General features: G+C 51.4%; 25 protein-coding genes. 15 read left to right on the top strand and 10 right to left on the bottom strand.

Going from position 1 to position 24156, the window contains the following annotated elements:
* The first annotated feature begins 134 nt into the window (after positions 1–134).
* Positions 135–569, top strand: coding sequence for a translesion error-prone DNA polymerase V autoproteolytic subunit (gene umuD, locus JGF26_RS00125; RefSeq protein ID WP_134707608.1), 435 nt, complete (start codon positions 135–137; stop codon positions 567–569).
* The gene (gene umuC / locus JGF26_RS00120; protein ID WP_134707609.1) at positions 553–1815 is read left to right on the top strand and encodes a translesion error-prone DNA polymerase V subunit UmuC; all 1263 of its coding nucleotides are present in this window, start codon (positions 553–555) and stop codon (positions 1813–1815) included. The genes umuD and umuC overlap by 17 nt, the downstream gene beginning before the upstream one ends.
* A 12-nt stretch (positions 1816–1827) precedes the next feature.
* Here the strand turns inward: umuC and JGF26_RS00115 are convergent, their stop codons facing one another.
* Positions 1828–2097: a hypothetical protein gene (locus JGF26_RS00115; protein ID WP_028017344.1), complete on the bottom strand. Its 270-nt coding sequence runs from the start codon at positions 2095–2097 to the stop codon at positions 1828–1830.
* An 83-nt stretch (positions 2098–2180) separates the two neighbouring features.
* Positions 2181–3068 (bottom strand): LysR family transcriptional regulator, encoded by an 888-nt coding sequence (locus tag JGF26_RS00110; protein WP_134707610.1) that lies wholly within the window; start codon positions 3066–3068, stop codon positions 2181–2183.
* A gap of 97 nt (positions 3069–3165) precedes the next feature.
* On the opposite strand from JGF26_RS00110, the gene JGF26_RS00105 reads away from it, so the two are divergent.
* Positions 3166–4221, top strand: coding sequence for an SDR family oxidoreductase (locus JGF26_RS00105; RefSeq protein ID WP_134707611.1), 1056 nt, complete (start codon positions 3166–3168; stop codon positions 4219–4221).
* A gap of 40 nt (positions 4222–4261) precedes the next feature.
* Here the strand turns inward: JGF26_RS00105 and JGF26_RS00100 are convergent, their stop codons facing one another.
* A complete protein-coding gene (locus tag JGF26_RS00100; RefSeq protein WP_134707612.1) occupies positions 4262–5242 on the bottom strand; it encodes a nitronate monooxygenase in 981 nt (326 codons plus the stop codon).
* Positions 5243–5377: 135 nt separating this feature from the next.
* On the opposite strand from JGF26_RS00100, the gene JGF26_RS00095 reads away from it, so the two are divergent.
* Positions 5378–6262: a LysR family transcriptional regulator gene (locus JGF26_RS00095; RefSeq protein ID WP_028017348.1), complete on the top strand. Its 885-nt coding sequence runs from the start codon at positions 5378–5380 to the stop codon at positions 6260–6262.
* Here JGF26_RS00095 and JGF26_RS00090 read toward each other — a convergent pair.
* Positions 6234–7748 carry a PLP-dependent aminotransferase family protein gene (locus JGF26_RS00090; RefSeq protein ID WP_134707613.1) on the bottom strand — a complete coding sequence of 505 codons (1515 nt, stop codon included), beginning with the start codon at positions 7746–7748 and terminating at the stop codon, positions 6234–6236. The two genes, JGF26_RS00095 and JGF26_RS00090, sit on opposite strands and share 29 nt — an antisense overlap.
* 36 nt (positions 7749–7784) lie before the next feature.
* Between JGF26_RS00090 and JGF26_RS00085 the strand changes: the two genes are divergently transcribed.
* On the top strand, positions 7785–8552 hold the full coding sequence (locus JGF26_RS00085) for an arylamine N-acetyltransferase (protein ID WP_134707614.1): 768 nt from the start codon (positions 7785–7787) through the stop codon (positions 8550–8552).
* 78 nt (positions 8553–8630) lie between these two features.
* Here JGF26_RS00085 and yajD read toward each other — a convergent pair whose 3' ends face one another.
* Positions 8631–8978, bottom strand: a complete 348-nt coding sequence (gene yajD / locus JGF26_RS00080) for an HNH nuclease YajD (protein WP_006808895.1) — start codon at positions 8976–8978, stop codon at positions 8631–8633.
* Positions 8979–9156: 178 nt separating this feature from the next.
* Here yajD and JGF26_RS00075 point away from each other — a divergent pair, with 178 nt between their 5' ends.
* Together JGF26_RS00075 and JGF26_RS00070 are read left to right on the top strand one after the other, a co-directional pair.
* Positions 9157–10182, top strand: coding sequence for an LLM class flavin-dependent oxidoreductase (locus JGF26_RS00075; RefSeq protein ID WP_134707615.1), 1026 nt, complete (start codon positions 9157–9159; stop codon positions 10180–10182).
* A gap of 28 nt (positions 10183–10210) precedes the next feature.
* Entirely contained in the window at positions 10211–11158 is a 948-nt protein-coding gene (locus tag JGF26_RS00070) for a zinc-dependent alcohol dehydrogenase family protein (protein ID WP_134707616.1), read from the top strand.
* Between the two features lie 3 nt (positions 11159–11161).
* Here JGF26_RS00070 and JGF26_RS00065 read toward each other — a convergent pair whose 3' ends face one another.
* Complete coding sequence (locus JGF26_RS00065) at positions 11162–12196, bottom strand: AI-2E family transporter (protein WP_028017353.1); 1035 nt, start codon at positions 12194–12196, stop codon at positions 11162–11164.
* 421 nt (positions 12197–12617) lie between these two features.
* Between JGF26_RS00065 and mdtJ the strand changes: the two genes are divergently transcribed.
* The 3 genes from mdtJ to JGF26_RS00050 all read left to right on the top strand — a co-directional run bounded on the left by mdtJ (position 12618) and on the right by JGF26_RS00050 (position 15543).
* A complete protein-coding gene (mdtJ, locus tag JGF26_RS00060) occupies positions 12618–12980 on the top strand; it encodes a multidrug/spermidine efflux SMR transporter subunit MdtJ (RefSeq protein ID WP_028017354.1) in 363 nt (120 codons plus the stop codon).
* Positions 12967–13296, top strand: a complete 330-nt coding sequence (mdtI, locus tag JGF26_RS00055) for a multidrug/spermidine efflux SMR transporter subunit MdtI (protein WP_028017355.1) — start codon at positions 12967–12969, stop codon at positions 13294–13296. The genes mdtJ and mdtI overlap by 14 nt, the downstream gene beginning before the upstream one ends.
* Before the next feature lie 84 nt (positions 13297–13380).
* Entirely contained in the window at positions 13381–15543 is a 2163-nt protein-coding gene (locus JGF26_RS00050; protein ID WP_134707617.1) for a bifunctional diguanylate cyclase/phosphodiesterase, read from the top strand.
* Between the two features lies 1 nt (position 15544).
* On the opposite strand, the gene JGF26_RS00045 is transcribed toward JGF26_RS00050, so the two are convergent.
* The 3 genes from JGF26_RS00045 to JGF26_RS00035 all read right to left on the bottom strand — a co-directional run bounded on the left by JGF26_RS00045 (position 15545) and on the right by JGF26_RS00035 (position 19018).
* Positions 15545–16366 (bottom strand): serine protease, encoded by an 822-nt coding sequence (locus tag JGF26_RS00045; protein WP_129325368.1) that lies wholly within the window; start codon positions 16364–16366, stop codon positions 15545–15547.
* Positions 16367–16644: 278 nt separating this feature from the next.
* Positions 16645–17115 (bottom strand): acid resistance repetitive basic protein Asr, encoded by a 471-nt coding sequence (gene asr, locus JGF26_RS00040; RefSeq protein ID WP_049018319.1) that lies wholly within the window; start codon positions 17113–17115, stop codon positions 16645–16647.
* Between the two features lie 415 nt (positions 17116–17530).
* Positions 17531–19018, bottom strand: a complete 1488-nt coding sequence (locus JGF26_RS00035) for a carboxypeptidase M32 (protein WP_134707618.1) — start codon at positions 19016–19018, stop codon at positions 17531–17533.
* Between the two features lie 232 nt (positions 19019–19250).
* Between JGF26_RS00035 and JGF26_RS22545 the strand changes: the two genes are divergently transcribed.
* Positions 19251–20243 carry a tyrosine-type recombinase/integrase gene (locus JGF26_RS22545; protein ID WP_167587166.1) on the top strand — a complete coding sequence of 331 codons (993 nt, stop codon included), beginning with the start codon at positions 19251–19253 and terminating at the stop codon, positions 20241–20243.
* A 69-nt stretch (positions 20244–20312) separates the two neighbouring features.
* Here the strand turns inward: JGF26_RS22545 and JGF26_RS00025 are convergent, their stop codons facing one another.
* Positions 20313–21236 (bottom strand): hypothetical protein, encoded by a 924-nt coding sequence (locus JGF26_RS00025; protein WP_134707620.1) that lies wholly within the window; start codon positions 21234–21236, stop codon positions 20313–20315.
* Between the two features lie 994 nt (positions 21237–22230).
* Between JGF26_RS00025 and JGF26_RS00020 the strand changes: the two genes are divergently transcribed.
* From JGF26_RS00020 to JGF26_RS00005, 4 genes are all read left to right on the top strand, one after another.
* The gene (locus JGF26_RS00020) at positions 22231–22563 is read left to right on the top strand and encodes a hypothetical protein (protein ID WP_134707621.1); all 333 of its coding nucleotides are present in this window, start codon (positions 22231–22233) and stop codon (positions 22561–22563) included.
* A 31-nt stretch (positions 22564–22594) separates the two neighbouring features.
* Positions 22595–22861 carry a hypothetical protein gene (locus tag JGF26_RS00015; protein WP_134707622.1) on the top strand — a complete coding sequence of 89 codons (267 nt, stop codon included), beginning with the start codon at positions 22595–22597 and terminating at the stop codon, positions 22859–22861.
* A complete protein-coding gene (locus JGF26_RS00010; RefSeq protein WP_134707623.1) occupies positions 22862–23599 on the top strand; it encodes a hypothetical protein in 738 nt (245 codons plus the stop codon).
* An 86-nt stretch (positions 23600–23685) separates the two neighbouring features.
* On the top strand, positions 23686–24045 hold the full coding sequence (locus JGF26_RS00005; protein ID WP_134707624.1) for a hypothetical protein: 360 nt from the start codon (positions 23686–23688) through the stop codon (positions 24043–24045).
* The last annotated feature ends 111 nt before the right edge of the window (positions 24046–24156 follow it).

Here is a 24156-nt window from a genome sequence, read left to right as displayed (position 1 = left end):
CCTGCAGAAGCTGCAGCTGAATTAAATCCTCTCAAACTTCAATGCGTTTGGGATCGTCTGCGGAAATGACCTTGATCCTGGGGCATTATCCGTAATACTGTATTTATATACAGTATGTGGCGAGAAAGGCATTTATGAACACTCTCTTTTCTTATCATCCAAAGCAATACATTGAATTACCTTTATTTTTGGAGCGTGTTGCCTGTGGTTTCCCAAGCCCTGCGCAGGATTATGTGGAGGATCGCCTCGATCTCAACAGGCTGGCGGTCAGACACCCGAGTGCAACCTATTTCGTCAAGGTGAGCGGAGACTCGATGATTGGCGCCGGGATCGGCGACGGCGATCTGCTGGTGGTTGACCGCTCGTTAAATGCTGAACATGGCGATATCGTGGTGGCGTCGGTCGCCGGTGAATTTACCGTGAAAGAGTTGCAGACCCGTCCGGTCCTGATACTCCTGCCACATAATGTCCGCTATCAGCCGATCACCTTTCAGTCCGAAGAGGAGCTGCAAATCTTCGGGGTTGTTACCCACACACTCAAAACGCATAAACATGTTCGCGCTGGTTGATGTGAATAGTTTCTATGCCTCCTGCGAGAAGGTGTTCCGTCCCGATCTGGAGGGGAAGCCCATCGTGGTAGTTTCGAATAACGACGGCTGCATTATTTCACTGTCGCGGGAGGCAAAGCAGCTCGGTATAAAAATGGGTGAGCCGTATTTCAAATTCAAAGAGAAGAGCTACCCCTCCCGGGTGTACGTCTTTAGTTCGAATTATGCACTCTATGCCGACCTCAGCAGCCGGGTGATGCAAACCCTGACCGATCTTGCCCCGGCAATAGAGATCTATTCCATTGATGAAGCGTTCGTGAATGTGTCAGGTGTCAGCCACTGCATGTCGCTGGAAGCATTTGGTCGCCAGGTGCGCGCGCAGATACTTAAAAATACGGGCTTAACGGTTGGCGTCGGTATTGCCCCGACAAAAACGCTGGCGAAGCTGGCCAACTATGCGGCCAAGCGGTGGTCGAGTACCGGTGGCGTGGTGGATTTATCGGATCGCGAGCGGCAGCGCAAACTGCTGGCGAATGTACCGGTAGACGAGGTGTGGGGCGTTGGACGGCGCATCACGAAAAAACTCAATGCGATGGGGATCTCCACGGCACTGGCGCTGGCGGATGCCTCATCCTGGGTCATTCGTAAACATTTTAACGTGGTACTGGAGCGCACGGTGCGAGAGCTTCGCGGCGAACCCTGCCTTGATCTGGAAGAGTTTACTCCTACAAAGCAGCAAATTATCTGTAGCCGTTCGTTTGGACACCGGATTACGCAATACGAAGAGATGCATCAGGCCATTTGTGCCTACGCGGAACGTGCCGCAGAAAAACTACGCGGCGAGCATCAATACTGCCGCTTTATCAGCGTGTTTTTGCGCACTAGCCCTCATGCCGACAACGAAATTTATTACGGCAATCAGGCTTCAACCATCCTGATGACGCCGACCAACGACTCACGCGATATCATCCGTGCTGCCACGGAGGCGCTGGGGCGTATATGGCTTGACGGGTATCGCTACATGAAAGCGGGGGTGATGCTGGCGGACTTTTTCAGTACAGGTGTCGCCCAGCTTAATTTGTTTGACGATAACCGTCTGCGCGTCAACAGTGCGGCACTGATGGACATGATCGATAGCGTCAATCATTCCGGCAAAGGGAAGATATGGTTTGCCGGGCAGGGGATTGAGAAATCCTGGGCAATGAAACGCGAGATGCTGTCTCCGGCTTATACCACGCGGTACGCGGATTTGCCGGTGGCGAGGTAGAGTACTCCTGCGTTATTTCTTTTGCGTCAACCAGGTTGCCGCCGCCGTCAGCACGCCGATCAACGGCATTTGGCCCGCACCTGCCAGGAAGTTATGGCGATCGATGTCATTATTTTTATGGATATCAGCAAAGCGGGTAAGCGCCGTTTTTTCATCCGCAGCGCTGATCTCCTCAAACTGCTTTTCAAACCCCTGAGCGGTCAGCTGAGAAGCTGCATCGATGTTTGCGCTCTCGATCGCAACGAGATCCGGGCCTTTCCTGAAGAAACTGTAATCGGGCATATGTGCTCCATAAAGAAGAGGATACGGTGAAAATACTCTATTCCTTATGGTCAAAAAGTGCACGTGATTTGCGGGGGGAATGTTCAGTTTTTCTTCATGATCTCAGGCAGTAATTGCTCAATCACGCTGACGACACGTCGGACGCGCTGTGGAATAAAGCGGGCATCAGGGAAAACGGCATAGAGGAATCGGTCGGGTAACCGCCAGGCGGGTAAGATCGGCACCAGTGTGCCATTTTTCAATGCGCTGACCGCAAGCGGTAGCTGCATGCCTCCGATTCCGATGCCTGACTCCAGCGCCTGTAATAGCGCGTCGCTGGTATTGGCGCGGAAAACGGTATTCACCTTCACGTCGAGGGTCTCTTCCTGAGAAAGCAGCCGCAATGGGGCATCCAGCGGGATACTACTAAATCGTACATGTGGCAGCGTCGCCAGCTCCCTGACGCTGTGCACCGCCTGAAATTCAGGGGCGGCAAACAGCGCGGTTTCAACACGTGCCAGCACGCGAGCCGCATGCGCCAGAGGAGGCTCACTGCTTAGTCGTATTGCGACATCCACCCCTTCTGTCACCAGGTCGGCAATGCGATCATCAAGGGAAAGCATCAGGTGCAATTCTGGATGCAGGCGTTGCAGCGAAAGCAAATGTGGCAAAAAGATCTGGCCCAGCCCGCTCGGCAGCTGGACATGCACTCTCCCCTGAAATTGCTGATCGACAGGATCCAGCCGCATCTCAGCTTCCCGCATGGCATCCAGCACAAGCTGCATATCACGGCTGTAACGCTCTCCCTGTTCAGTCAACTTCATTGATCGCGTTGTACGATGCAGCAACACGACACCAAGCTCTTGTTCAAGGGCGGCGATCTGCTGGCTGACCGCAGATTGCTTCATCCCGCTCTGGCGGGCGGCGGCAGAAAAGGAACCTGCTTTTGCAACGCAAAGAAAGGTGGAAATGGCGTTGAGTTTATTATTCATTTAATGATTTTTCTGATAAGTGCCATCGGTTTAAGGGGATATCCAATAAAAAAATAATATATGACACTGCGCCTGTCACCCTTTCTGGAGAAACTTCATGAATAAGATGCCGCAACAAAACGTCGCGCTGGTCGCTGGTGCCAGCGGAATTGTGGGCAGACAGCTCGTCAAAACGCTCCTGCACAATAAATGGCAGGTGATCGGTCTCAGTCGCCATGCAGTGACCCATCCGGATGCTATTCCGATGGTGAATGTCGATTTACTGGATGCGCAGAACAGCGCAGAGGTGCTGCAACCCCTGAGTGATATCACCCATATTTTTTACAGCGCCTGGGCGAACGCAGCAAACTGGACAGACATGGTCGAGCCGAACGTTACGATGCTGCGTCATCTGGTCAGTCATATCGAAAAAACAGCACCGCTGCAGACGGTCAGCCTGATGCAGGGGTACAAAGTCTATGGTGCACATCTGGGGCCGTTCAAAACCCCGGCACGCGAAAGCGATCCTGGCGTACCGGGTGCAGAATTTAACGCCGCTCAGCTCACGTGGCTCAGCGATTTTCAGCGTGGGAAAAGCTGGCACTGGAATGCCATCAGACCGGGCGTGGTGGGAAGTACCGTGCCCGGCAACACGATGAATCTGGCGCTGAGCATCGCTCTGTATGCGTCTTTGTGTAAGGCTCAGGGGCTACCTTTGCGCTTTCCCGGTACCGAGCAGACCTGGCACAGTATCGTTGATCATACTGACGCCGGGTTGCTGGCCGAGGCAACGCTGTGGGCTGCCTCGACATCTGCGGCGCAGAATCAGGCTTTCAACGTGAATAACGGCGATATCTGGCGCTGGAGTGAGCTATGGCCGCGCATCGCACGCTGGTTTGAACTGGAATCTGCTCCACCCGTGAGGTTGTCATTTCATCAGCTGTTTAAGGACTATCGTGAGGTATGGCGCGAGCTTGCCAGAGATCGGCTGGTAGAAACGGATATTATGCAGCTGAATGACGGACATTTTGCCGATTTCGTCTTTAGCTGGAATTACGACATGTTCGGTGATGGCAGCAAGCTCCGGCGGTCTGGCTTCACGCGAATGCAGGCAACCGATGAGATGTTTTTCAACCTGTTCGCGCAGCTGAGAGCGGCACGTATTATTCCCTGACTGTAAGGGCGTCCTGGTGCAAGCCAGGACGCGGGGACACTTACTCAACTGTTAACGCATTGACGACGTCGGCGACGCTTTTAACACTACGGATATTTCCGATGCCTGTGCCAAGCGCGATATAACCTTCATCGGTGTTGTCTTCCAGCATACCCAGGCGTAAACCCCGTAATCCTCCCATCACCTTGCCCAACTCTTCGTTGCTTGCACCTGTTTTATCCATCAACGCCAGTTTTTCCGCCAGCTTGCCGGGAAGAGAACGGTAGTAATGGGGCACGGTGCGGAAAAGCAGCAAATCGAGACCGTTGGCGGCAATAATTTTATCTTTGACCCCCTGCGGCACGCGGCTTTCTTTCGTGCTGATAAAGACCGAACCGGCAAACACGCCTTCAGCGCCTAATGCATGGGCCGCTCTGGCGGTGCGGTTATCGGTGATACCCCCCGCAGCCATCACTGGAATGTGCTTCACGGCATCGGCAATCAGCGGCACGATGGAAAAGGTGCCAAGCACCGTTGCGGGCAGTGTGCCCCCTTCGTCAAAACCGGTGGCGACGATAATGTCTGCTCCCAGGTCTTCTGCGAGACGAGTGTTTTCAGGCGTTGGGTTGATGTCGCGGTAGATAATGGTGATACCTGCCTCTTTTAACTCGTTAAAAAGCGCTGGAATAATGCTGCCTTCCCCATAACCCGTATACACCACGGCCCTGATACCTTCTTCTTTCACCACCTGAAGGATAGGCCCGGTCCAGATGTCATTAACGGCTGTGGGGATCAGGTTCACGCCAAAGGGTTTTTCGGTCAGCCGTTTGGTTTTACGAATTTCCTCACGCATTTTTTCAGCGGTCTCTTTCGGCGTAGAGACCGCGGTATCGGCGGTTAAACCTGCATTTGGTCCCAGCACACCGAGCCCTCCGGCATTGCTGACTGCGGCGACTAATCGTGCATCAGTGAGCCAGGATAAAGGCCCCTGAATAACAGGTTTTTCGATACCCAGGATCTGACAGATACGGTTATTTTTCATAGCAGACTCTCCCTCACGTTTGAATGGGGGAGAGTGTAGGGCTCAATATTGTTAGGAAAAATAGCCAAAAAGATTCATCACTGTTATAAAATTCATAACAATAACTTTATCCTGCTTGCGGCAAAAACATCCTTTATGCAAATAAACCTCTTTGAATCTATTAGGATTTTTATTGAAATTATTGAGTCAGGGAGTCTTACCCAGGCGGCGGAGAATCTGCAAATCCATCGTCCGGCAGTCACCAAAGCATTACAGCTTCTGGAGCAACACAGCGGCACACGTTTACTGCAACGAACAACGCGTCGTATCAGCCTGACACCTGATGGGGAAGCGTTTTACCGTCAGAGTAAACCTCTGCTGGTGCAGGCGGATGAATTACTGGAGTCGTTTGGCAGTGGCCGGGCAATACACGGTCAGTTACGTGTGGATATGCCCATCTCTTTTGCGGCGTTGCGGGTGATACCTAATCTGCCTGATTTTTATCGCCAGCATCCTGAAATCGATATTATCCTGAGCAGTTCTGACCGTCGTCGGGATATGCTACGAGAGGGCCTGGACTGTGTGCTACGGGTGGGAGAACTCGACGATGGTGACTATATCGCGCGTAAAATCGGGAATATCAAGATTACGACTTGTGCCAGCCCGGCCTGGCTTGCGAAAAACGGCACGCCTGCAACGCTGGATGATTTACGCGAACATCAGGCGATCAACTGGGTTAACAACAACAGCAGACAAATTTATCCGTGGACTTTTACAACGCCAGAAGGGACTGCTGAGATTAAACTTCCCGGAAAACTTGTGGTGGATAACTCCGAAGCCTACATTGCGGCAGGTCTGGCCGGACTGGGATTAATGCAGGGGATGAATCTCTTTCTGCAGCCTTACATTGACCGTGGTCTTCTGGTTGAAGTCTTGCCAGACTACCGATCTCCGGACCGAAAATTGTCACTTCTCTATCCACACCGTCACCTCTCCCGAAAAGTGCGGGTATTTACCGAGTGGCTGGAGAGTCTGGTGTGAAAACAGCCAGCTCGTGACACAGCGCGCCAATCTGTTCCACGGCATTCAGCAGGCGGGGCGTTGGTTCGTTTGCGCAGTTTAGCCGCAGAAAGTGCGTTAATTCTGCGCCAGGGGAAAACAGCGGGCCAGGGCTGACGCCGATGCCCAACGCCAGCGCACGTCGATGCACCTCCAGCGCGTTGATCTGCTGAGGAAGTTCTACCCACAACAGGAAACCGGCAGTGGGCACGTTAACACGTGTACCCGGTGGGAAACTCGTCTCGACCCGCGCAACGACGGCGTCTATTCCCTCTGCGATCCGGTGCTTTAACCGCCGCAGATGACGATCGTAGTCGCCACTTGCGAGGATCTCGCTCGTTGCGGCTTCCAGCATTGGCGCACCTGCCCACTCTCCGGCCATACGCGTCTGCAATACCTGCGCGTGGTAGCGCCCGGCGGCAATCCAGCCGATCCGCCAGCCTGGCGCAAGCGTTTTAGAGAGCGAACTGCAGTAAATCACGTTTCCGCTCTGGTCGAACGCTTTGCAGGCCGGAGGGCGTTGCCCTTCGCCAACGAGGTCACCATAGACATCGTCCTCAATTAAAGGGATCTCTGCCTGCTCAAGCAGAGCAACAAGCTCTTGCTTGCGTGCAACGGGCATACTGGCACCCAAAGGGTTTTGCACGGTGGGTGAGGCCAAAACGGCAGCGGGGCGGTGGTAGCGAATGGCGTCAGCCAGCGGTTCCAGTAACAGGCCTTCAACGGGATCGGTCGGGATCGCTAAGGCTCTTAGGCCTAAATCTTCCAGCAGCAGGAGTGTACCAAAGTAGGCAGGCTGCTCAATCGCTACGACATCACCTGGCTGGCACACTGCCTGAAGGGCAAGGCGCAGCGCCTGCGTTGCACCCGCGGTGATGATGAGATCATCCGCGCCGAAACGAGCCCCCCATTGCGCAGAACGCGCGGCAATCTTACTTCGTAAATCACGCCTTCCCGGAGGCAGGCTATAGCTTTGTCCGTGTGCGTCCAGACGGCGGACGGCAGAGTGCAACGCCCGTTGCAGCATATCGCCGGGTAGCCATGCGGGGTCAGGCAGGGCTGCGCCCAACGGTATCAGACGGGCTTCTGCACTGCTGAACAGCGAGCGGGCCACGGCGGACATTGTCACAGGGACCGGACCAGGTACGGAGTGCGAAGGTTCCGCAAGCGGAGTGATGCTGGTCTGGCAGATGAAGTAGCCCGAACGCGGACGCGCCACAATCAGCCCCTCTGCTTCAAGGCAACGAAGGGCTTCCAGCGCCGTCGGAAGGCTAACGTGCTCGCGTTCGGCCAGTTTACGCGCGGAGATCATCCGGTCGCCTACACGCAACGCACCTGAAGTCAGTGTTAGACGGAGCATCTCAGCTATTCGGCGGTAATGTGGGGACGACGGAGATGGGGCAGACATGGGCATCTGTTCAGGCTGATTTTCGATAAAACTGACTATACAGCCAATGATGCGCGCCATCTATAGTGTCCGACATGTTCAGGACAAGGAGGCATTATGCAGAGCAATAATTTCAACATCTCTACTTATTTCAAACGCATAAACTACACCGGACCGGTGGCTGCCGATACGGGCACGTTACATGCGCTTATGCGTCATCAGCTCTTTTCAGTTCCCTTTGAAAATCTGGACGTGCAGGCGGGCAAAATTGTCTCGCTGGCACCAGACGATATTGCCGATAAGGTGTTAACGCAGGGGCGCGGCGGTTACTGCTATGAGGTGAACGGGCTTTTTGCCATGGCGCTGGAGGCGGTAGGTATTCCTTACCGTTTCGTGGCGGCACGCCCGATGTTCTACCCTGCGCGACGACCGAAAACCCACATGGCGCTCATCGCTGAGGTAGATAGTCGACAGTGGCTTTGCGATCTCGGGTTCGGCAGCTACGGCATCCGTGCACCGATGGCGCTGGACACGCTTGATGTCGATATCACCCAGGATTTCGACACGTTTCGGCTTAGCCGTAGCGCAGAGGGCGAATATCTGCTTCAGGCAAAAGTGGAGGGGGAATGGGCCCGTCAATACGGCTTTGATCTCACGCCTCAGGAATGGATTGATTTCGTTCCGGCCAACTACCTTAACTCCATGCATCCGGATGCTATCTTTGTCCAGAAGCTAGTGGTGGTGCAGCATCGCCCGGAAGGACGTGAGATTTTACTGGGCGATGTGCTGAAGACGATCACTGCGGATGGGGTTGAAATACAGCAACTGGCGGAGGGAGAAATCTCCCGTATGCTGAAAGACCGTTTTGCGTTGACGACGGCGTAAAGGCGTAAAACAGAAGGGGCGGCCTGCTGTCACACTGCCCCGAGAATCGCCCATACGGCTGGTATGGGCGGTGCGAGCTTATTTCTTCTTATTCATCATCGCTTTTAAATCGGCGAACGGGTTAAACGTGGCAACGCCCACGTCTTTTTGCGCGTCTTCCCCTGCAACCACGGTGGTACCGTACTGATCCGCTTCGGTGTATTTCGAGTGTTCATGGTCATGGCAAAACAGGCACAACAGTTCCCAGTTGCTGCCATCTTCCGGGTTGTTGGTATGGTCGTGATCGATATGGTGAACCGTGAGTTCACGCAGATTGGAATAAACAAACTCTCGCGAGCAGCGACCACACACCCATGGATAGATTTTTAATGCTTTTTCGCGATAGCCGCTTTCCAGCCGCGCGTAGTTTTTAGGGATCAAAGCCATTGCCGGTTTTACCTGCCATGAAAAGAGTGGGGGATATTATATCCCATTATGGAGCGTAATGACGAACCCCTCAATTCAGTCAATTTATTTGAATCATTCCGTTAAATAAACGGCATTTATTCTCACCGGGTAATGCGTAAAGTAGGTGAGATGCAAAGTCCCATCAGGATAAATCGTTATGAAAAAGATCGGGTTTCTGTCGTTTGGTCACTGGACACCTTCACCGCAGTCCGGTACGCGTTCAGCAGCGGATACATTGCTTCAGTCCATTGATTTGGCCGCGGCGGCCGAAGAGCTGGGTGCAGACGGCGCGTATTTCCGTGTGCACCACTTTGCCCGGCAGCTGAGCTCCCCGTTCCCCCTGCTGGCCGCAATAGGCGCCAAAACGAAAACCATTGAAATCGGTACTGGCGTCATTGATATGCGCTATGAAAACCCGATGTACATGGCAGAGGATGCTGGAGCCGCGGATCTGATCTCAGGTGGGCGTTTGCAGCTTGGAATCAGCCGGGGTTCCCCGGAGCAGGTTATTGATGGCTGGCGTCATTTTGGCTATGTCCCGCAGGAAGGGGAAAACGAATCTGATATGGCACGCCGCCATACCGAGGTATTGCTTGAGGTATTGCGTGGAGAAGGTTTTGCAAAACCGAATCCACAACCTATGTTCCCGAACCCGCCGGGGTTGCTGCGCCTTGAACCTTATTCCGCCGGTTTGCGCGAGCGTATCTGGTGGGGAGCCGGTTCGAATGCGACTGCAGTGTGGGCGGCAAAACTGGGAATGAACCTGCAAAGTTCTACCTTAAAAGACGATGAAACCGGTGAGCCGTTCCATATTCAGCAGGCAAAACAGATCCGCGCTTACCGTCAGGCGTGGGCGGAAGCAGGGCATACGCGTCAGCCACGAGTCTCGGTTAGCCGCAGTATTTTTGCGCTGATGGACGATCGCGATCGGATGTACTTCGGCTCCAGCCGGAGCGACAGCGATAGCGTCGGTTATCTTGATGAGAAAACGCGTGCAATCTTCGGACGTAGCTATGCCGCAGAGCCTGATAAGCTGATTGAACAGTTGAAAAAGGACGAGGCGATTGCCGAGGCCGATACGTTATTATTGACCGTGCCGAATCAACTTGGTGTGGATTACAATGCGCATGTGATTGAGTCCATTCTCAAACATGTCGCACCGGCAATGGGCTGGCGCGAGTAGCCATTCTGTAATCAGCCGTGAGATCGTAATGGAAAACCTGGCCCTCTGGTATCGACGTTTTGGCGAGCCAGATTCTGTTCTGCAGCCGGAAACAGCGCCATTGGGCGAGCTTGCTCCAGGTCATATTCGTGTGCAAATGCTGTTTTCCCCGGTGAACGCGTCCGATCTTATCCCCATTACCGGGGCCTATCGCCACCGGACGCCGCTACCGGCGGTGGCAGGGTATGAAGGCGTCGGGATTGTGACCCAGGCACCAGCCCCCTTCACGGGGCTGGTGGGCAAGCGCGTCTTACCCTTACGGGGGCAGGGAACCTGGCAGCGCTATGTTGATTGCCCGGCTGAGTATACGATCCCGGTTCCGGACAATATCGACTCACGCCTGGCCGCACGGGCCTATATCAATCCGCTGGCGGCGCAGATGATGCTCGCTCACTATCCACCACAGGGAAAGCGGGTGTTGCTCACGGCTGCCGGTTCTGACTGTGCCATTCTGCTCGGGCAGTGGGCGCGTCAGAGGGGAGCGCAAGCGGTATACGGTATTCACCGTTCGCCTGTACATGCTGAAAGGCTGGATGCGATGGGGATCATTCCCGTCGCGCAACAGGATACGAAGAGAATCGGCGCTATCGCTGCGTGTACCGATGTTGTTTACGATGCGACCGGAGGAGCGCTTGCGGAAGCTATTCTCAACGTGATGCCCGAGCAGGGCATGTTTGTTTGCTACGGACTGCTCTCCGGGCAAACCTTCCGTCAGCAGCGCCCCATGCCGCGCGTGGCATGGTTTCATATTCGCAACTATCTCGATGCCCTCAGCGTGGAGGCGTGGCATGCCGAGTTCGAACGCATCTGGCCTCAGTTGCGTGGTAGCCAGTACAGCCATGCCACGGTGTACCCTCTGACGGAATGGCAGAGGGCGCTAAGTGCGTACCGTGAAGGTGGCAGAACCGGCAAGCCTATCCTGTCGATGATGGCGTGACCGCTATTGATGGCTCATATCGCTCAGCAGCACGGCAATACTTTGCCCACCTGCCGTCTGTTCCAGGCCAATCTTCACAATGATGGTCAGCGGAACGGAAAGCAGCATCCCAACGGGTCCGAGCAGCCAGCCCCAGAAAATAAGGGACAAGAATACCACCAGTGTGGACAACCCCAGTCCACGTCCCATCATCCGTGGCTCAAGAATGTTGCCGAACACCAGATTAATCACCAGGTATCCTGCCAGCAGAATCAACGCGTCATAGAACCCGCTGAAAACCAGCATCTGAAGAATAGGAGGAATTGCTGCCAGTACGGAGCCGATGTTAGGGATGTAGTTAAGCGCGAACGCCAGCAGTCCCCAGACAAATGCAAAGCGGACATCCAGCGCCATGAGCATTCCCCAGACCACCCCTCCTGTGACCAGACTAATGGCCGTTTTTAACACCAGATAGCGGGAAACGCTGTCCAGCGCACGTTGAATTGCCCCCATACCTTCAACCGGACGAACCATGATCTGCTGCAGCTTTGTGGGAAGCTGCGGTACCTCCAGTAACATGAACACCACCGTTAAGAACAGCAGGAAAATAGAGGTCATGGCATTGGAGAGTTGCGCCAGCAGGCTGGTGACAAGCGTCATGGCCGCGTTGGGATCGATATATTTCAGGAGCTCCTCAACCGAGACTTCTATGCCTGCACGCTGCAGCCAGGGTTCAATTTGCAGGAGCGGTATCGCCAGTGACGAACGGTATTTCGGCAATGTTCGCGCCAGTTCATTGAGCGACGTCCCCAGGTAAGCGACGAGCAGAACCATCGCAATAATAATGATGCTGATAAGCAGGGTGATCGCCAGTACGCGCGGAATGCGTAATCGAGTCATACGCTGTACCAGCGGGTTAAGGATCACCGCAATAAACAGCGCCAGAACAAAGGGGACAATGATGTCGGCGGCAAAACGAACGCCTGTCAGAATGATCACCAGCATGCCCAGCATGATGACAATTTTTAACCCGTTCAGGGTAATGATGGGTTTAGCCATGGTGACTCCGGAATAATCTTTTTATTTATAATAAATGCGAAACCCGCTGTAATAAAGTAACCAAAATCAAACGGGGTGGGTAAAGAATTGCAAAGACTTTGAGTAAAATCCTGACTTATGGTACAAATCTGGCGTGTTTAACTACCGAGGACAATTTTGATCCGCAAAGACGAGAAGCAACACCGCGGATAATTGTAATTTTATGGACAATTTGTTCAGGACGTACTTTTCAAACAATACTGCTGTATTTTCCTCTTCCTTCTGCCTGCTTTCTGGTGAGCAACACTGGCGCACCGCACTATAGTCACATCTTCTGCCTGAGCTGGCGCTACGCGCTTAGCTGTCCGATTTAATTTCATATTTTTTGGTTTGCTGTTCGCGGCGGGCCACGATGGATTATATTCTCAAGCAGGAGAAAAACATGTTTTACTGGATTTTATTAGCTCTGGCTATTATCGCTGAAATTACCGGCACGTTGTCGATGAAATGGGCAAGTGTCAGCGATGGCAACACCGGTTTTATTTTAATGCTGGTGATGATTTCACTTTCCTATATTTTCCTCTCATTTGCAGTAAAAAAAATTGCGCTGGGTGTGGCCTATGCCCTGTGGGAGGGAATCGGTATTTTGCTGATTACACTGTTCAGCGTCATGATATTTGACGAAACGCTCTCCACGATGAAGGTTGCCGGGTTAACGACCCTGGTTGCGGGTATTGTGCTGATTAAATCGGGTACTCGTAAGCCGACAAAACAGCAGAAGGAGCAGAACCATGCAACAGTTTGAATGGGTTCATGCGGCCTGGCTGGGTTTTGCCATCGTGCTGGAAATTCTGGCTAACGTCCTGCTGAAATTCTCGGATGGTTTTCGCCGTAAAGTGTACGGACTGATGTCGATTGCGGCGGTTCTGGGGGCGTTCAGTGCCCTGTCCCAGGCGGTAAAAGGAATCGACCTTTCTGTTGCCTATGCGCTGTGGGGAGGGTTTGGTATCGCCGCCACGCTGGCAGCAGGTTGGGTGCTCTTCGGTCAGCGTTTAAATAACAAAGGCTGGGTAGGATTGATATTACTGCTTGCTGGTATGATCATGATAAAACTCGCCTGATATACTGACAGCCATTATTTACAGGCAGCGAAATTCGCTGCCTGTAGTACTCTTAGAAAAGCATAACATTGAAGAGGATGGCTGATGTATCGCACATTGAGCTGGCGCAATATTCCTACTGCGAGAACATTGTTTGCCATGGTCTTCATCGCGGGGATCGGCTTAATCATTTCCATTGTCGCACTGCTCTATCTATCCCTGCACCTTATCAGCACGAAAACCAATGAAATTGACGAACACCGCTCGGCACTTTCCGTGCAGGGTGCCATTCAGACATCCGTCAACCGAGTCTCCTCTCTGGTCCTGGATAACGCTGTCTGGGACGATGCGGTACACGAGACGTACCGTCCAACCCTGGATCCCAACTGGCTGTATAACACCTGGGGCGCTGGCTTTAAAATTAACAACCTTTATGACGGCACTTTCGTTCTTGATGAACACTTCAATGTCATCTGGGGATCGTTTCAAAGCCAACCGTTCAAAGAGACGAACCTTGATTTTTTTGGTAAAGGCTTCAAAGGGCTTATTAACCAGTACGGACAAGCACTGCCCGGTGATAAAAATATCTATGCGGGCATCACCCGAACGCGTAACGGCATTGCATTTATTGGGATAGGGCTGATTCGCCCGATGGTTGGAGATTTACAGGTTACCGATGGAACACGCCGCTATCTGGTGATTACGCGTCATCTGAACGCGAAAATATTATCCGATCTGGGGACGACCTTTCAGATTGATAACCTCAATTTTACCCCTGAAAAAATCAATAATCTGAGTATGCCCCTGCGCAGTTCAGCAGGAGAGTTACTGGGATACCTGAACTGGCAGGCTCGTCTTCCGGGAGCACAAGCCGCCCGGGCTGCATCGTCTGATATCAGGCAGATTGTGGTGCTGGCGTCGGCGCTGATCCTGCTCTTCATTCTGGTGAGCGGTGTGGGGCTGTACAAACTTGCGCGTGGAGAAAATCAGGCGCGTATGGTCGCGAGAACGGACTGGTTAAGCCATCTGCCGAACCGACGTGCGCTGATCGAAGACCTGGATCGCGTGAGTTTACGCGGCGATATTGACGTCAAAAGCGTGGTGTTTATCGATCTGGATGGCTTTAAGGATGTCAATGACATCTACGGCCATAGCGTGGGTGACGATCTCATTGTAGTGATAGCGAAAACGCTGAATGAACGCGTCCCACCGGGAGGGATGCTGGCACGCATGGGCGGCGATGAATTTGCCATGACCATCGGCGGTGATGGCGCGGAAGCGCAGGCCACTGCGTTTGCCCGTTCGGTGCTGGATTTTCTCAACATCCCGATTCGGCTAGGGGAGCGCACAATCCATATCGGCGCCAGTATAGGTATTGCCAGCGGCACCCTGATCGAATGCACCAGTACTGAGTTGTTTCGCCGTGCGGATATTGCCATGTATCACGCCAAAATGAGTGGAAAAGGGCGCATCACCCACTATGACGCGGCGCTGAACAGTACCCGTGAACGTAAGCTGGCGATTGAGAATCAGATCAGAAGCGGCCTGGAACGCGATGAGTTTGAGGTCTGGTACCAGCCAATTATTGACGCTCACAGCCAGAAAATGAGCAGTGTCGAAGCGCTGGTTCGCTGGCCGCGTCGACCGGGCGGGCCACTTGACCCGGACACCTTTATCACCATTGCAGAGACCAGTGGTTTGATTTACAAACTGGGCCAGTTTGTCTTGCAGCGGGCCTGTCAGGATCTGGAGCCATTCAGTGAGTTAAAACTCTCCGTGAATATCTCTCCTGCACAATTTCGCGATCCCGAATTTGAAGACAAAGTGGCCAGTGTGCTGGAGACCACGCGTTTCCCGGCCAACAGATTGCAGCTTGAGGTAACAGAGACCTATGTGCTGGAAAACCCGGAGCGTGCCCGCATGGCAATAGCCAATCTTAAAGCGCTTGGAACCGCGGTGGCGCTGGATGATTTTGGCACGGGCTATTCCAGTATTGGGTATTTACGGCGTTTTAACTTCGACACCATTAAGATTGATAAATCACTGGCCGGGCTGGTGGGCAACGATGAACAGGCGGCAGCGCTGGTCAGCGGCACAGTGCGGATCGCCAATGCGCTGGGCATGGCGGTGGTGGCGGAAGGGGTGGAAACCGAGAAACAAATGAAACTGCTACGGCTGGCTGGCTGCGATCAACTGCAGGGTTTTTGGTTCAGCCAGCCGATGCCAATTGAGTCAATCAGAGAATTACATCAGATCAGGCAGTGCTGATTTACTGTTGCGCCAGCGCTTCCAGCTTGTCGCGAAAACCGGTAACAGACAACGCCCGGTTATCTGCGCGCCAGCGATCTTTCGCCGCAGGCGCGGAACTCTGGACACCAATCAATTGCCAGCCGTTATCCGTTTTCAGCATTAACGGTGAACCGCTGTCGCCTGGCAGCGTATCGCACTGATGCGAAAGCACGCCGGTTTGTGCCCAGCCCGTCACAACACAGTCGGTGTGAGTGTAAAGCGCATCCAGATGATCAACAGGGTAGCCTGACTGCGTCACCTTGCGGTCGGCAGCTTTCAGGGCGGCGGTGAGTGCGGCTTTATCTCCGTCAAATAACGGCAGCGGCGTAATACCTGAAGGCGGGTAGCGCAAAATGATCAGGCCAAAATCCCATGAGGCGGCTGCCGGTGGCACTATCCAGCCATCACCATCGGGTTTCAGGCGTTTGCCGAGAGAAGGGTCAACCCGGCCTTCAATACCGTGGATTTCATAGCGCCAGATTCCTTTTTGCGACACAAACCGCAAGGCAACCGCTTTGTCTGGCTTACCGTTTGGCGGTGTCAACAGACAGTGGCCGGCCGTCAGGGCAAGCTGCGGGGTGATCAACGTCGCGGTACACAAGTTACCGCTGGCGGTTTCCAGTTGCCCTATCGCATCCCAGGGCGCCTGGGTAGGATCGGTGACGCGAGTCCGGTCATCATGACCGAAAAAAAGCGTTTTTAGATCTTTCGCGCTAATGGTGTCATCACCGCCATCATCCGCATGTGAAAATCCAGAAAAAAGACCAAACGTTCCCAGTAACAACACAACAGATTTACGCATATCACACTCTGGTGGGGGTAATTATGATTATTAAAAGTGAACCCTATGAAAATACTATAGACGGGACAGCGCTAAAGTGGGAGTAAAATCAGCGTGCTACAATCAGGAAAGATAAAAATGGCTTGCGATGAGCGCGCATAAAATAAGCAGGATCAGGATCAGCTCAAACCGATAGCGTCGCAGCATACGCCCTCCGGATAAAAAAACGGCGCGGAACCTGTTCCGGTTCAGCGCCGGTTTACCAACGTGCCCCGAAGGGCACGATTAAGCTTGTACTCTTACGCAGCTGGCTGTGCAGCTGGTTTAGCAGCTTCGTGTTTTACTGCTTTTTTGTGGTGCTTTTTAGCGGCCTGAGCTTTCTGCTCTACAGCTGGTTTGGTCGCTTTTTTGTGGTGGTGCTTTTTAGCAGCCTGCGCTTTCTGCTCTACAGCTGGTTTGGTCGCTTTTTTGTGGTGGTGCTTTTTAGCGGCCTGCGCTTTCTGCTCTACAGCCGGTTTAGCGGCTTTTTTGTGGTGCTTTTTGGCAGCCTGAGCTTTTTGCTCGGTTGGTGCTGCGGTTGCTGGTGCAGCGGCTTCTTTTTTCACTGCTGCTTTATGATGTTTCTTATGGTGAACCGCTTTTGCTGGAGCAGCAGTAGTGGTTGCAGCTGGAGCGGCAGCCGGTGCAGCGGTTGCAGTAGTTTCAGCAGCAAACGCAGCAGAAGACAGACCCATAGCAGCGGCAACAACCAGAGCTAATACTTTATTCATTCTCATACCCTCGAATTTGGTTTTTCATTTAACCCCACTGCGGGGCCGTTGAAATAACTATATCCCTGTAAATTCGAGGTTTCCGTGAGTGATTGGTATCGCTATGTAACCATATGTACATTGCCGGGGCTTCCCAGAAAATAATGCCTGCACAGATGACCCCCTCTCCCTTGAGGGTGTACAGAGGGAGAGGGCAGGAGTGAGGGGGGAACTACGGCTGTAGTGGTCATTCCGTTCACTTTATGTTCCTTGCTACTCTGTAACGACGTGACCGGTGAACGTGCCAGGGTGGCTCAATCGCCACCCTGGCGACCCCGGGCCAGGGCGTCGCTGCGAGTCAATTATTACGCCTGGAAAATCTGAATCGCTTCTGCTTAAAAAATTTACTGGAGATCCCTCAGCCTGGCCAAACAGATTACAGATAACGCGAAGTCAGGTGTTCCCGGAAGTAGCGGATATTCAGATCTTCACCTGTCGCTTGGGTAATTAACTGCGACGTGGTAAAGCGGCTACCGTGCTGCCAGATGTTCTGGCGCAGCCAGTCAAACAAAGCGGAAAAATCGCCCTCAGCGATGGAGGCCTGTAAACCCGGAAGCGCAGCCTTTGCTGCATGGAATAGCTGTGCAGCATACATCGCGCCCAGCGTGTAGGACGGGAAGTAACCAAAACCGCCGTCGGTCCAGTGGATATCCTGCATGCAGCCGTTGCGGTAGTTGTCTTTCGTGGATAATCCGAGCCAGGCCTGCATTTTCTCGTCCCACAGGGCGGGAATATCGTCCACCTCGATCTCGCCGTTGATCAGCGCACGTTCAATCTCATAGCGCAGCACCACATGTGCCGGGTAACTCACTTCGTCCGCATCGACGCGAATATAGCCCGGCTTCACGCGCTGGTTCCAGGCAATAAAGTTCTCTTCGCTGAACGCCGCCTGGCTGCCAAAACGGGCGTGCACCGCAGGGAGGAGATGTTTGAGGAAGGCCTCACTGCGACCGAGTTGCATCTCAAAGAACAGGCTCTGGGATTCATGGATGGCGGTGGAGCGCGCCAGAGCGATAGGCTGTCCTGCCCACGCTCGCGGCAGGTTTTGTTCGTATCGGGCGTGCCCGGTTTCATGAATCACACCAAACAGCGCGCTAAGCAGTTCATCCTCATCATAACGCGTGGTAATTCGCACATCTTCCGGCACGCCACCGCAGAACGGGTGCGCACTGACGTCCAGGCGTCCGCCGTTAAAATCGAAGCCCAGCATCTGCATAGCTTCCAGCCCCAGCTCACGCTGTGTTGCTGTCGGGAAGGGGCCTTGCGGTGGAACAAACGAATGCTGAGCCTGTTTTTCCACCACGTTTGCCAGCAGGTCCGGCAGCCAGGATTTCATATCGCCGAACAGGACGTCCAGACGCGCGCTGGTCATGTCGGGCTCAAAAATATCCAGCAGCGCGTCGTACGGCGTACAGCCTTTGGCTTCGGCCCGCAGGCGAGCCTCTTCGCGACTGAGTTTGACCACCTCTTTCAGGTTGGCGGAAAAGCCCTGCCAGTCGTTGGCGGGGCGCTGCGTGCGCCAGGCGTGTTCACACTTGCTGCCCGCCAGGGATTTGGCTTCCACCAGCGATTCTGGCAGCAGCGAGGCCTGCTGATATTGACGCGTCATTTCGCGCAGGTTGGCTTGTTCGATATCATTCAGATTTTCATCTGCCGCCGCCGCTAACAGGTCGCCGACTTTTTTATCGGTCAGGATCTGGTGTTGCAGGACGCTTATCTCCGCCAGCGCCTCGCCACGGGCAGCGCTGCCGCCTGGCGGCATCATGGTGAACATGTCCCAGCTGGCGATGGAGGAGAGGTGCGAGAAGCGGGAGAGGCGCTGGAAGGTGCGGGTGAGTTGTTGGTAGTTAACACTTTTACTCATTTTTCTTGTTCTCGTTCGGTTGGGTGTGTTCTGGGAGTTTACCGTGATTCATGCACGATTCATGCACTTTTCATGCACTCATCTTACCCACTCTGCAAAGGATGGTTATCTGTGGAGAAAGAAACTCAGCAACAGGACGCTTTCGGTAAGCTTGAAGACACGACATCCAGAGACAGCAAAGATGAGAGCCAGAAATCTCACGATTCAGTTTGTGAAATGCAAAGAGCTTTGCGTGTCATTCGAGTTAATGAGGGAGAGTCTTAAAAAATACCGTGACAGGTTAGTTGATGAAGCGCTTCTAATCGCTTTAGGCAGTCTGGGAGACGTTGAGGAAGAACCAGGGGTAACTGTAACTGAGAAACCTTGTCATGCGCTCTCTGATGCACTTGAAGAGTGGTGTAGGGATAATCGTTCCGACTGGAAACCTCGTACAGAGAAACTTAACAGACGAAGCGTGGAGCTATTCATTGATTGGGCTGAGAAAAAATCTTTACGACATATCGAAGAAATCAGCAAACAGCACATTTCTGAGTTTAAGGGTTTTCTTGAAAATCATTATCAAGCACCTCGAAGCAGACAGGATGCGCTCATCAAGCTACAGGCTCTGTTCAACTTTTGTGTAAGTAAAAGGGATTATTTGACTGTAAACCCTGTGAAAGGAATGACTTATGCGAAGGTCGCAACTGTAAACCATAAAACTGAAGTCACCCCAGAAGAATACAGACAGGTGATGAGGACTGAGTATGTCCAAAAATACACTGGGCTAAAATGGCTTCTGGCGATTCTTTGGAACACAGGGATGAGAATAGGGGAGGCAATACAGTTACGTCCTTCTGATTACCGAGAGGTTGATGGAATCAAGTGCATAAGCATCAATGCTGAGGACGGTAAGCAAGTCAAAAATGATTCCTCTGTCAGAGACATACCGATAAGTGACGAACTTCTGGAAATGGGGATATGGGAGGCTAAACCAGCATTGGGCTGGTCAAAGAACAACGCTGCTGGGAGTCGAATTGTGTTTGCTTTTGAACAAATTGGTTTGAAACACAGTTCACATGATTTCAGGTACAGTCTGTCTGACAGATTACGCGATTGCGATGTACCGGATTCAGTTCGATATCACATACTCGGTCATGCGCATACCACCACGTCAGACCGAGTGTATAAGACCAGACAACCGCTGAAACAGATGCTTCTTGCGTTAAATAAAGCCACTGTGTGCTAGACAAGTTCAGTAATGAGGGGGGATACACCTCCCATAAAGGGATTAAGGGGCGAAATGCCCCGTTGTGTTTTAATTAGCCTCGTAATTATATTTTTTCATCACAGTTGCCTCTGTCATGCCTGTGTATTCAGCCATTGTTTTATAGTTAGGTTTCACTATTGGTTTTAAACAGTTTAAAAATGCTTGTTGCTTATTGTGATAAGTAGGAAGGTGCCCCCACTCTTTGATTTTACTCAATTCAATGTTGCTCTCAGCAATCTTCGGAAACTCTAGGAGAAATTGATGTAATTCATCAAGGACATAATCAGTTAAAGAAATTGCTGATTCTGTTATATCTACAAATGCACCGCAGAGTTCATCACCAAGCATTTTTCGTACTAAATTCACGTCCCTGTATTCCAAGATACCAACCTGAGACATAACCTCTTTAACCCTTTCATTGATGTGGTTTCTTTTACGCAGAAGCTCCATAACTTGATTGTAGTTTTCAAACATCGCGCCAATCTTGACAACATTTCTCCAGGATTTACGCAACTCATCTATTGAAGGTTGCTTAATTTTTCTTCTTAAAATGCGATGAAGGAATGTCCATTTTATCTTTTGCCAAAGGCTCTTATTTGCTGTGGGTCTAGTCCTAATGAAAAAAAGCTCATGAGCATTGAATTTAACATCTTCGAGCTTGGTGACTATTGTGGGGAATTCTCCCGCCCTTACCAGCGGGACGTCTGATGAGATGTGTTCGTAATTTGACTTGATTGCTACCAGCTTTGCCAGACATCCATGAGCTAATACAAAAACCTGGTTTGCTGCTGCAAAGTTGTCTCTGGCAATGTTTTTTAACTCTTGACGTTTGCTTATGCGAACAGCGGAAAGACCACCCAGTAGCGCACCAAAAAGAGCAATTACAAAAGGAAGAACATAGTCCTTTAGATAATTGGGTTTTGGTTGAAGTAATGATATAGCCTTGGCAATAAGCTCTGCATCATGACTCATCACTTTGATTCCTCATCCTGCAAACGTTTCACCCATTCAGCATGGCATTTCTCACACAACCATCTCTCCATATCGGGCTGGAGTGTTCCGCATTTAGTTGTAGAGCCTGGTACGGGAACTCCGCACCCTGAAGGTTGAAGACGTAATTGTGCTTTTGTGTAGCTGCTAAGATGTCCCATTCTGGCTAATCCTTTCAGATGTTAGGTGGAGTGAGTTTACCTGCTGATGTGAAAGGTGAGAAATCTGTATTGTCACAACGATAACCATAAACAAGAAAACCCGTACCAGCTTTCACTGATACGGGTCTTTACAGAATTCTTGACAGAGAACTTAACAGATACAAGCTAATGACCGTGATGCGGGGCAAAGCCACCTGTTAACATTAGGTCAAGAGTAACTGTGAAGTGTTTTATCACATGGATGTCTTCTTGATGTAGACATCTGACTAACGATAAGACGTTCTGTTGATAGTTCGGTTCACCGCCACTGAACAGACATTAAACCAACTTCGAAAAATCTTAACAGATAATCTCTTTTATATCATATTTTTAATTAATTAACCAGCGTTATTATAATCATGGTGACCACTAAATTGCAAGGTTGCATTTATGTTAATAATTTGTTGACAAAATGTAATAATTATGCCATTATTAAAGGGTAGGCGGGATGTTTTCTTGCTTATATCCCTCAGCGTAGTGTCTGAGAAGGCTTCATTCTCCTTCATTTCAGTTTTCCTGATTAAACCCAAGAGCCATCTTGGTGGGACTGTGCAATGACTCTCCAAACATTGCCCTTCTCAGACACTACCCATGCATTACCCTCAAGTGTTTTTTAGGCTGCCATAAGCATCTCGCATAAGGTGCCCGTGTGCAGCCATTTTTTATTCAGGAAATCAATAATGAAATTTGAAATTGAACCCTTATCGAATGGCGCAATCGTAGCTATCGTGTTCCTTCTCTGCGACATGCTGAAGCACTTCATGTGAGGTGATTGAATGCCAGATGTGAAAGACATTATTAACCTGCTGGCTGAGCAGGAAACGCAACGAATCCACCAACAAGAGCAGCAAGCACAGTGTGAGATTGCACGTAGACAGCGTAGCGTTGACATTGAGAAGTTACGTGATGAACTGTTAACCGCACAGCGTAACCGGGACTACTTAAAGTCTGTCCTCATCGAACAGCTACAACGCGACTCCTCATCACACGGTGAAGTTATCTTCAAACTCCTTTCAGATACCTTTGAGGCAATCTTCCTCTGGAAATACCCCGAAGCTGACAATCTAACGCTCTCTCTGCAACAGCAGATTGAAGCACTCCAGCAGTAACGAATTTAATAAATCAGGAAAATATTTATGAATGAACGAACAAACCCAAAAATTTAATTTTGACCTCACTAACGCCTCCCTTGACACCCTAAGCTTCACAGATGCCGTCAATCTGCTTTACGCGGAGCCTGTAGAGCTTCTGCAAAGCATCTATAACGAAATGACAGATGCAGGTATCCCCGATGTCATTGCTATTCCAGCAACTAAAAAGGCTTTCATGCTTACTCGTGGTGCAGTAACTGACACTCTTCAGAAGCTGATTGCTGGCCAGGCTGATATCTCTGAGTGGGGTGTGTAAATGATGAACCCACTTGTAAAGTTTCACGAAGATTATGACGTACCTTCATCACACGGTATGGCTACAAAACATACCTTATCTCAACCTATCCTTGAGAATGCCTGTGTTGATGAAGAATCCTTCCAGGCAGCGAAGGCTACAGCAGATGCAATCAACCTTAATCTGAACCCTGTGTTCGATGAGCTTGCAGGGATGACTTCAATAGAGGCTCGAATCTACATTGAGAAGAAATACAAACCCCTGTTAGCGACAGCAATCCACCAGCACAGGGAAGCATGTGACAATGTAACCCACTTTGAAGAGGCTTCTGATTCATTCAAGGCTACAGAGAAAGCGCGTTACGCATATGAGCTTAAGCACCCAGAGATTCAGAAGATTTCCTGTGCTGGAGCAGAACACATGCAGCACCTGATTAAATCCGGTGAGTTAAACCGTGAAGGTTATAAGCTTGCTGATAACAGGACTGTTAACCTCTCCCTGAATGGCATCAACAGCACACGCTCAACACTGGTATTCATTCCTGTATCAAGAGCTTCCCTTCTCGATTATGCGGATACACCAGAGGCTGTAGCGTTTGCTGAAGAGGTTTATCAGCGTGACCTGAAACGCCTCCTTTCCTTGCGTAACAGTGCTGCTGTTAAGCTTCAGGAACTACGTGACGAGGTTGCCGCTAAATGGGACTCTGTGTCTGATTTTGAAGACATGTTCCGTAGTGGTGTCCGTAAGGGTCGTAAGTAAGTTTACGTCACATCAAAATTAAGAGGCTGCCACTGTGAATAACGGTGTGCAGCTTTTTTCACAATTTAAACAAGGTAATTTTATGAATGAGCCAAAAGTTTGTAGTTTCAGAATTTAGCGTCGAAATTGGTTTCGATGCATCAAAAGCTCTGAGGGGGCTTGAATCACTCGATAAGCGTGTGATGCAGGTTGCAACGAGAATCGAGAAACAGCTAAACAGTGCCTTTACCCGTCTGAATGGAGCACAAAAGACAGGTGGCATGTTTAAACAGATTCAGCGCCAGGCAGACCAGACATCAAATCACATCCAAAGGGCGTTACAGCGTGGTTTCAGTGTTGGTGGCCTCGGTGCAAATATGTTCACCCGATATGAACAACAGGGTGTGGCTGCTGCTAACCGTGTAGAAACAGCCATGCGTAACGCTGCAAGTGTCAACGACGGGTAAAAAGTGATCCACTAACCGTCACCACCAACGGTTTAATATTGATCCACCTTATTTACTCAGGATTAGCTTCCGCTATAACCCCGGCCTTTCGTTTTTGCTTCAGTCGATAGC

Origin of the sequence: Enterobacter sp. E1 (assembly GCF_016809815.1) — a bacterium.
Classification (GTDB): Bacteria; Pseudomonadota; Gammaproteobacteria; order Enterobacterales; family Enterobacteriaceae; genus Enterobacter; species Enterobacter adelaidei.
The sequence above is the reverse complement of the archived record's forward strand: the minus strand, read 5'-3'. Positions and strand labels throughout refer to the sequence as shown.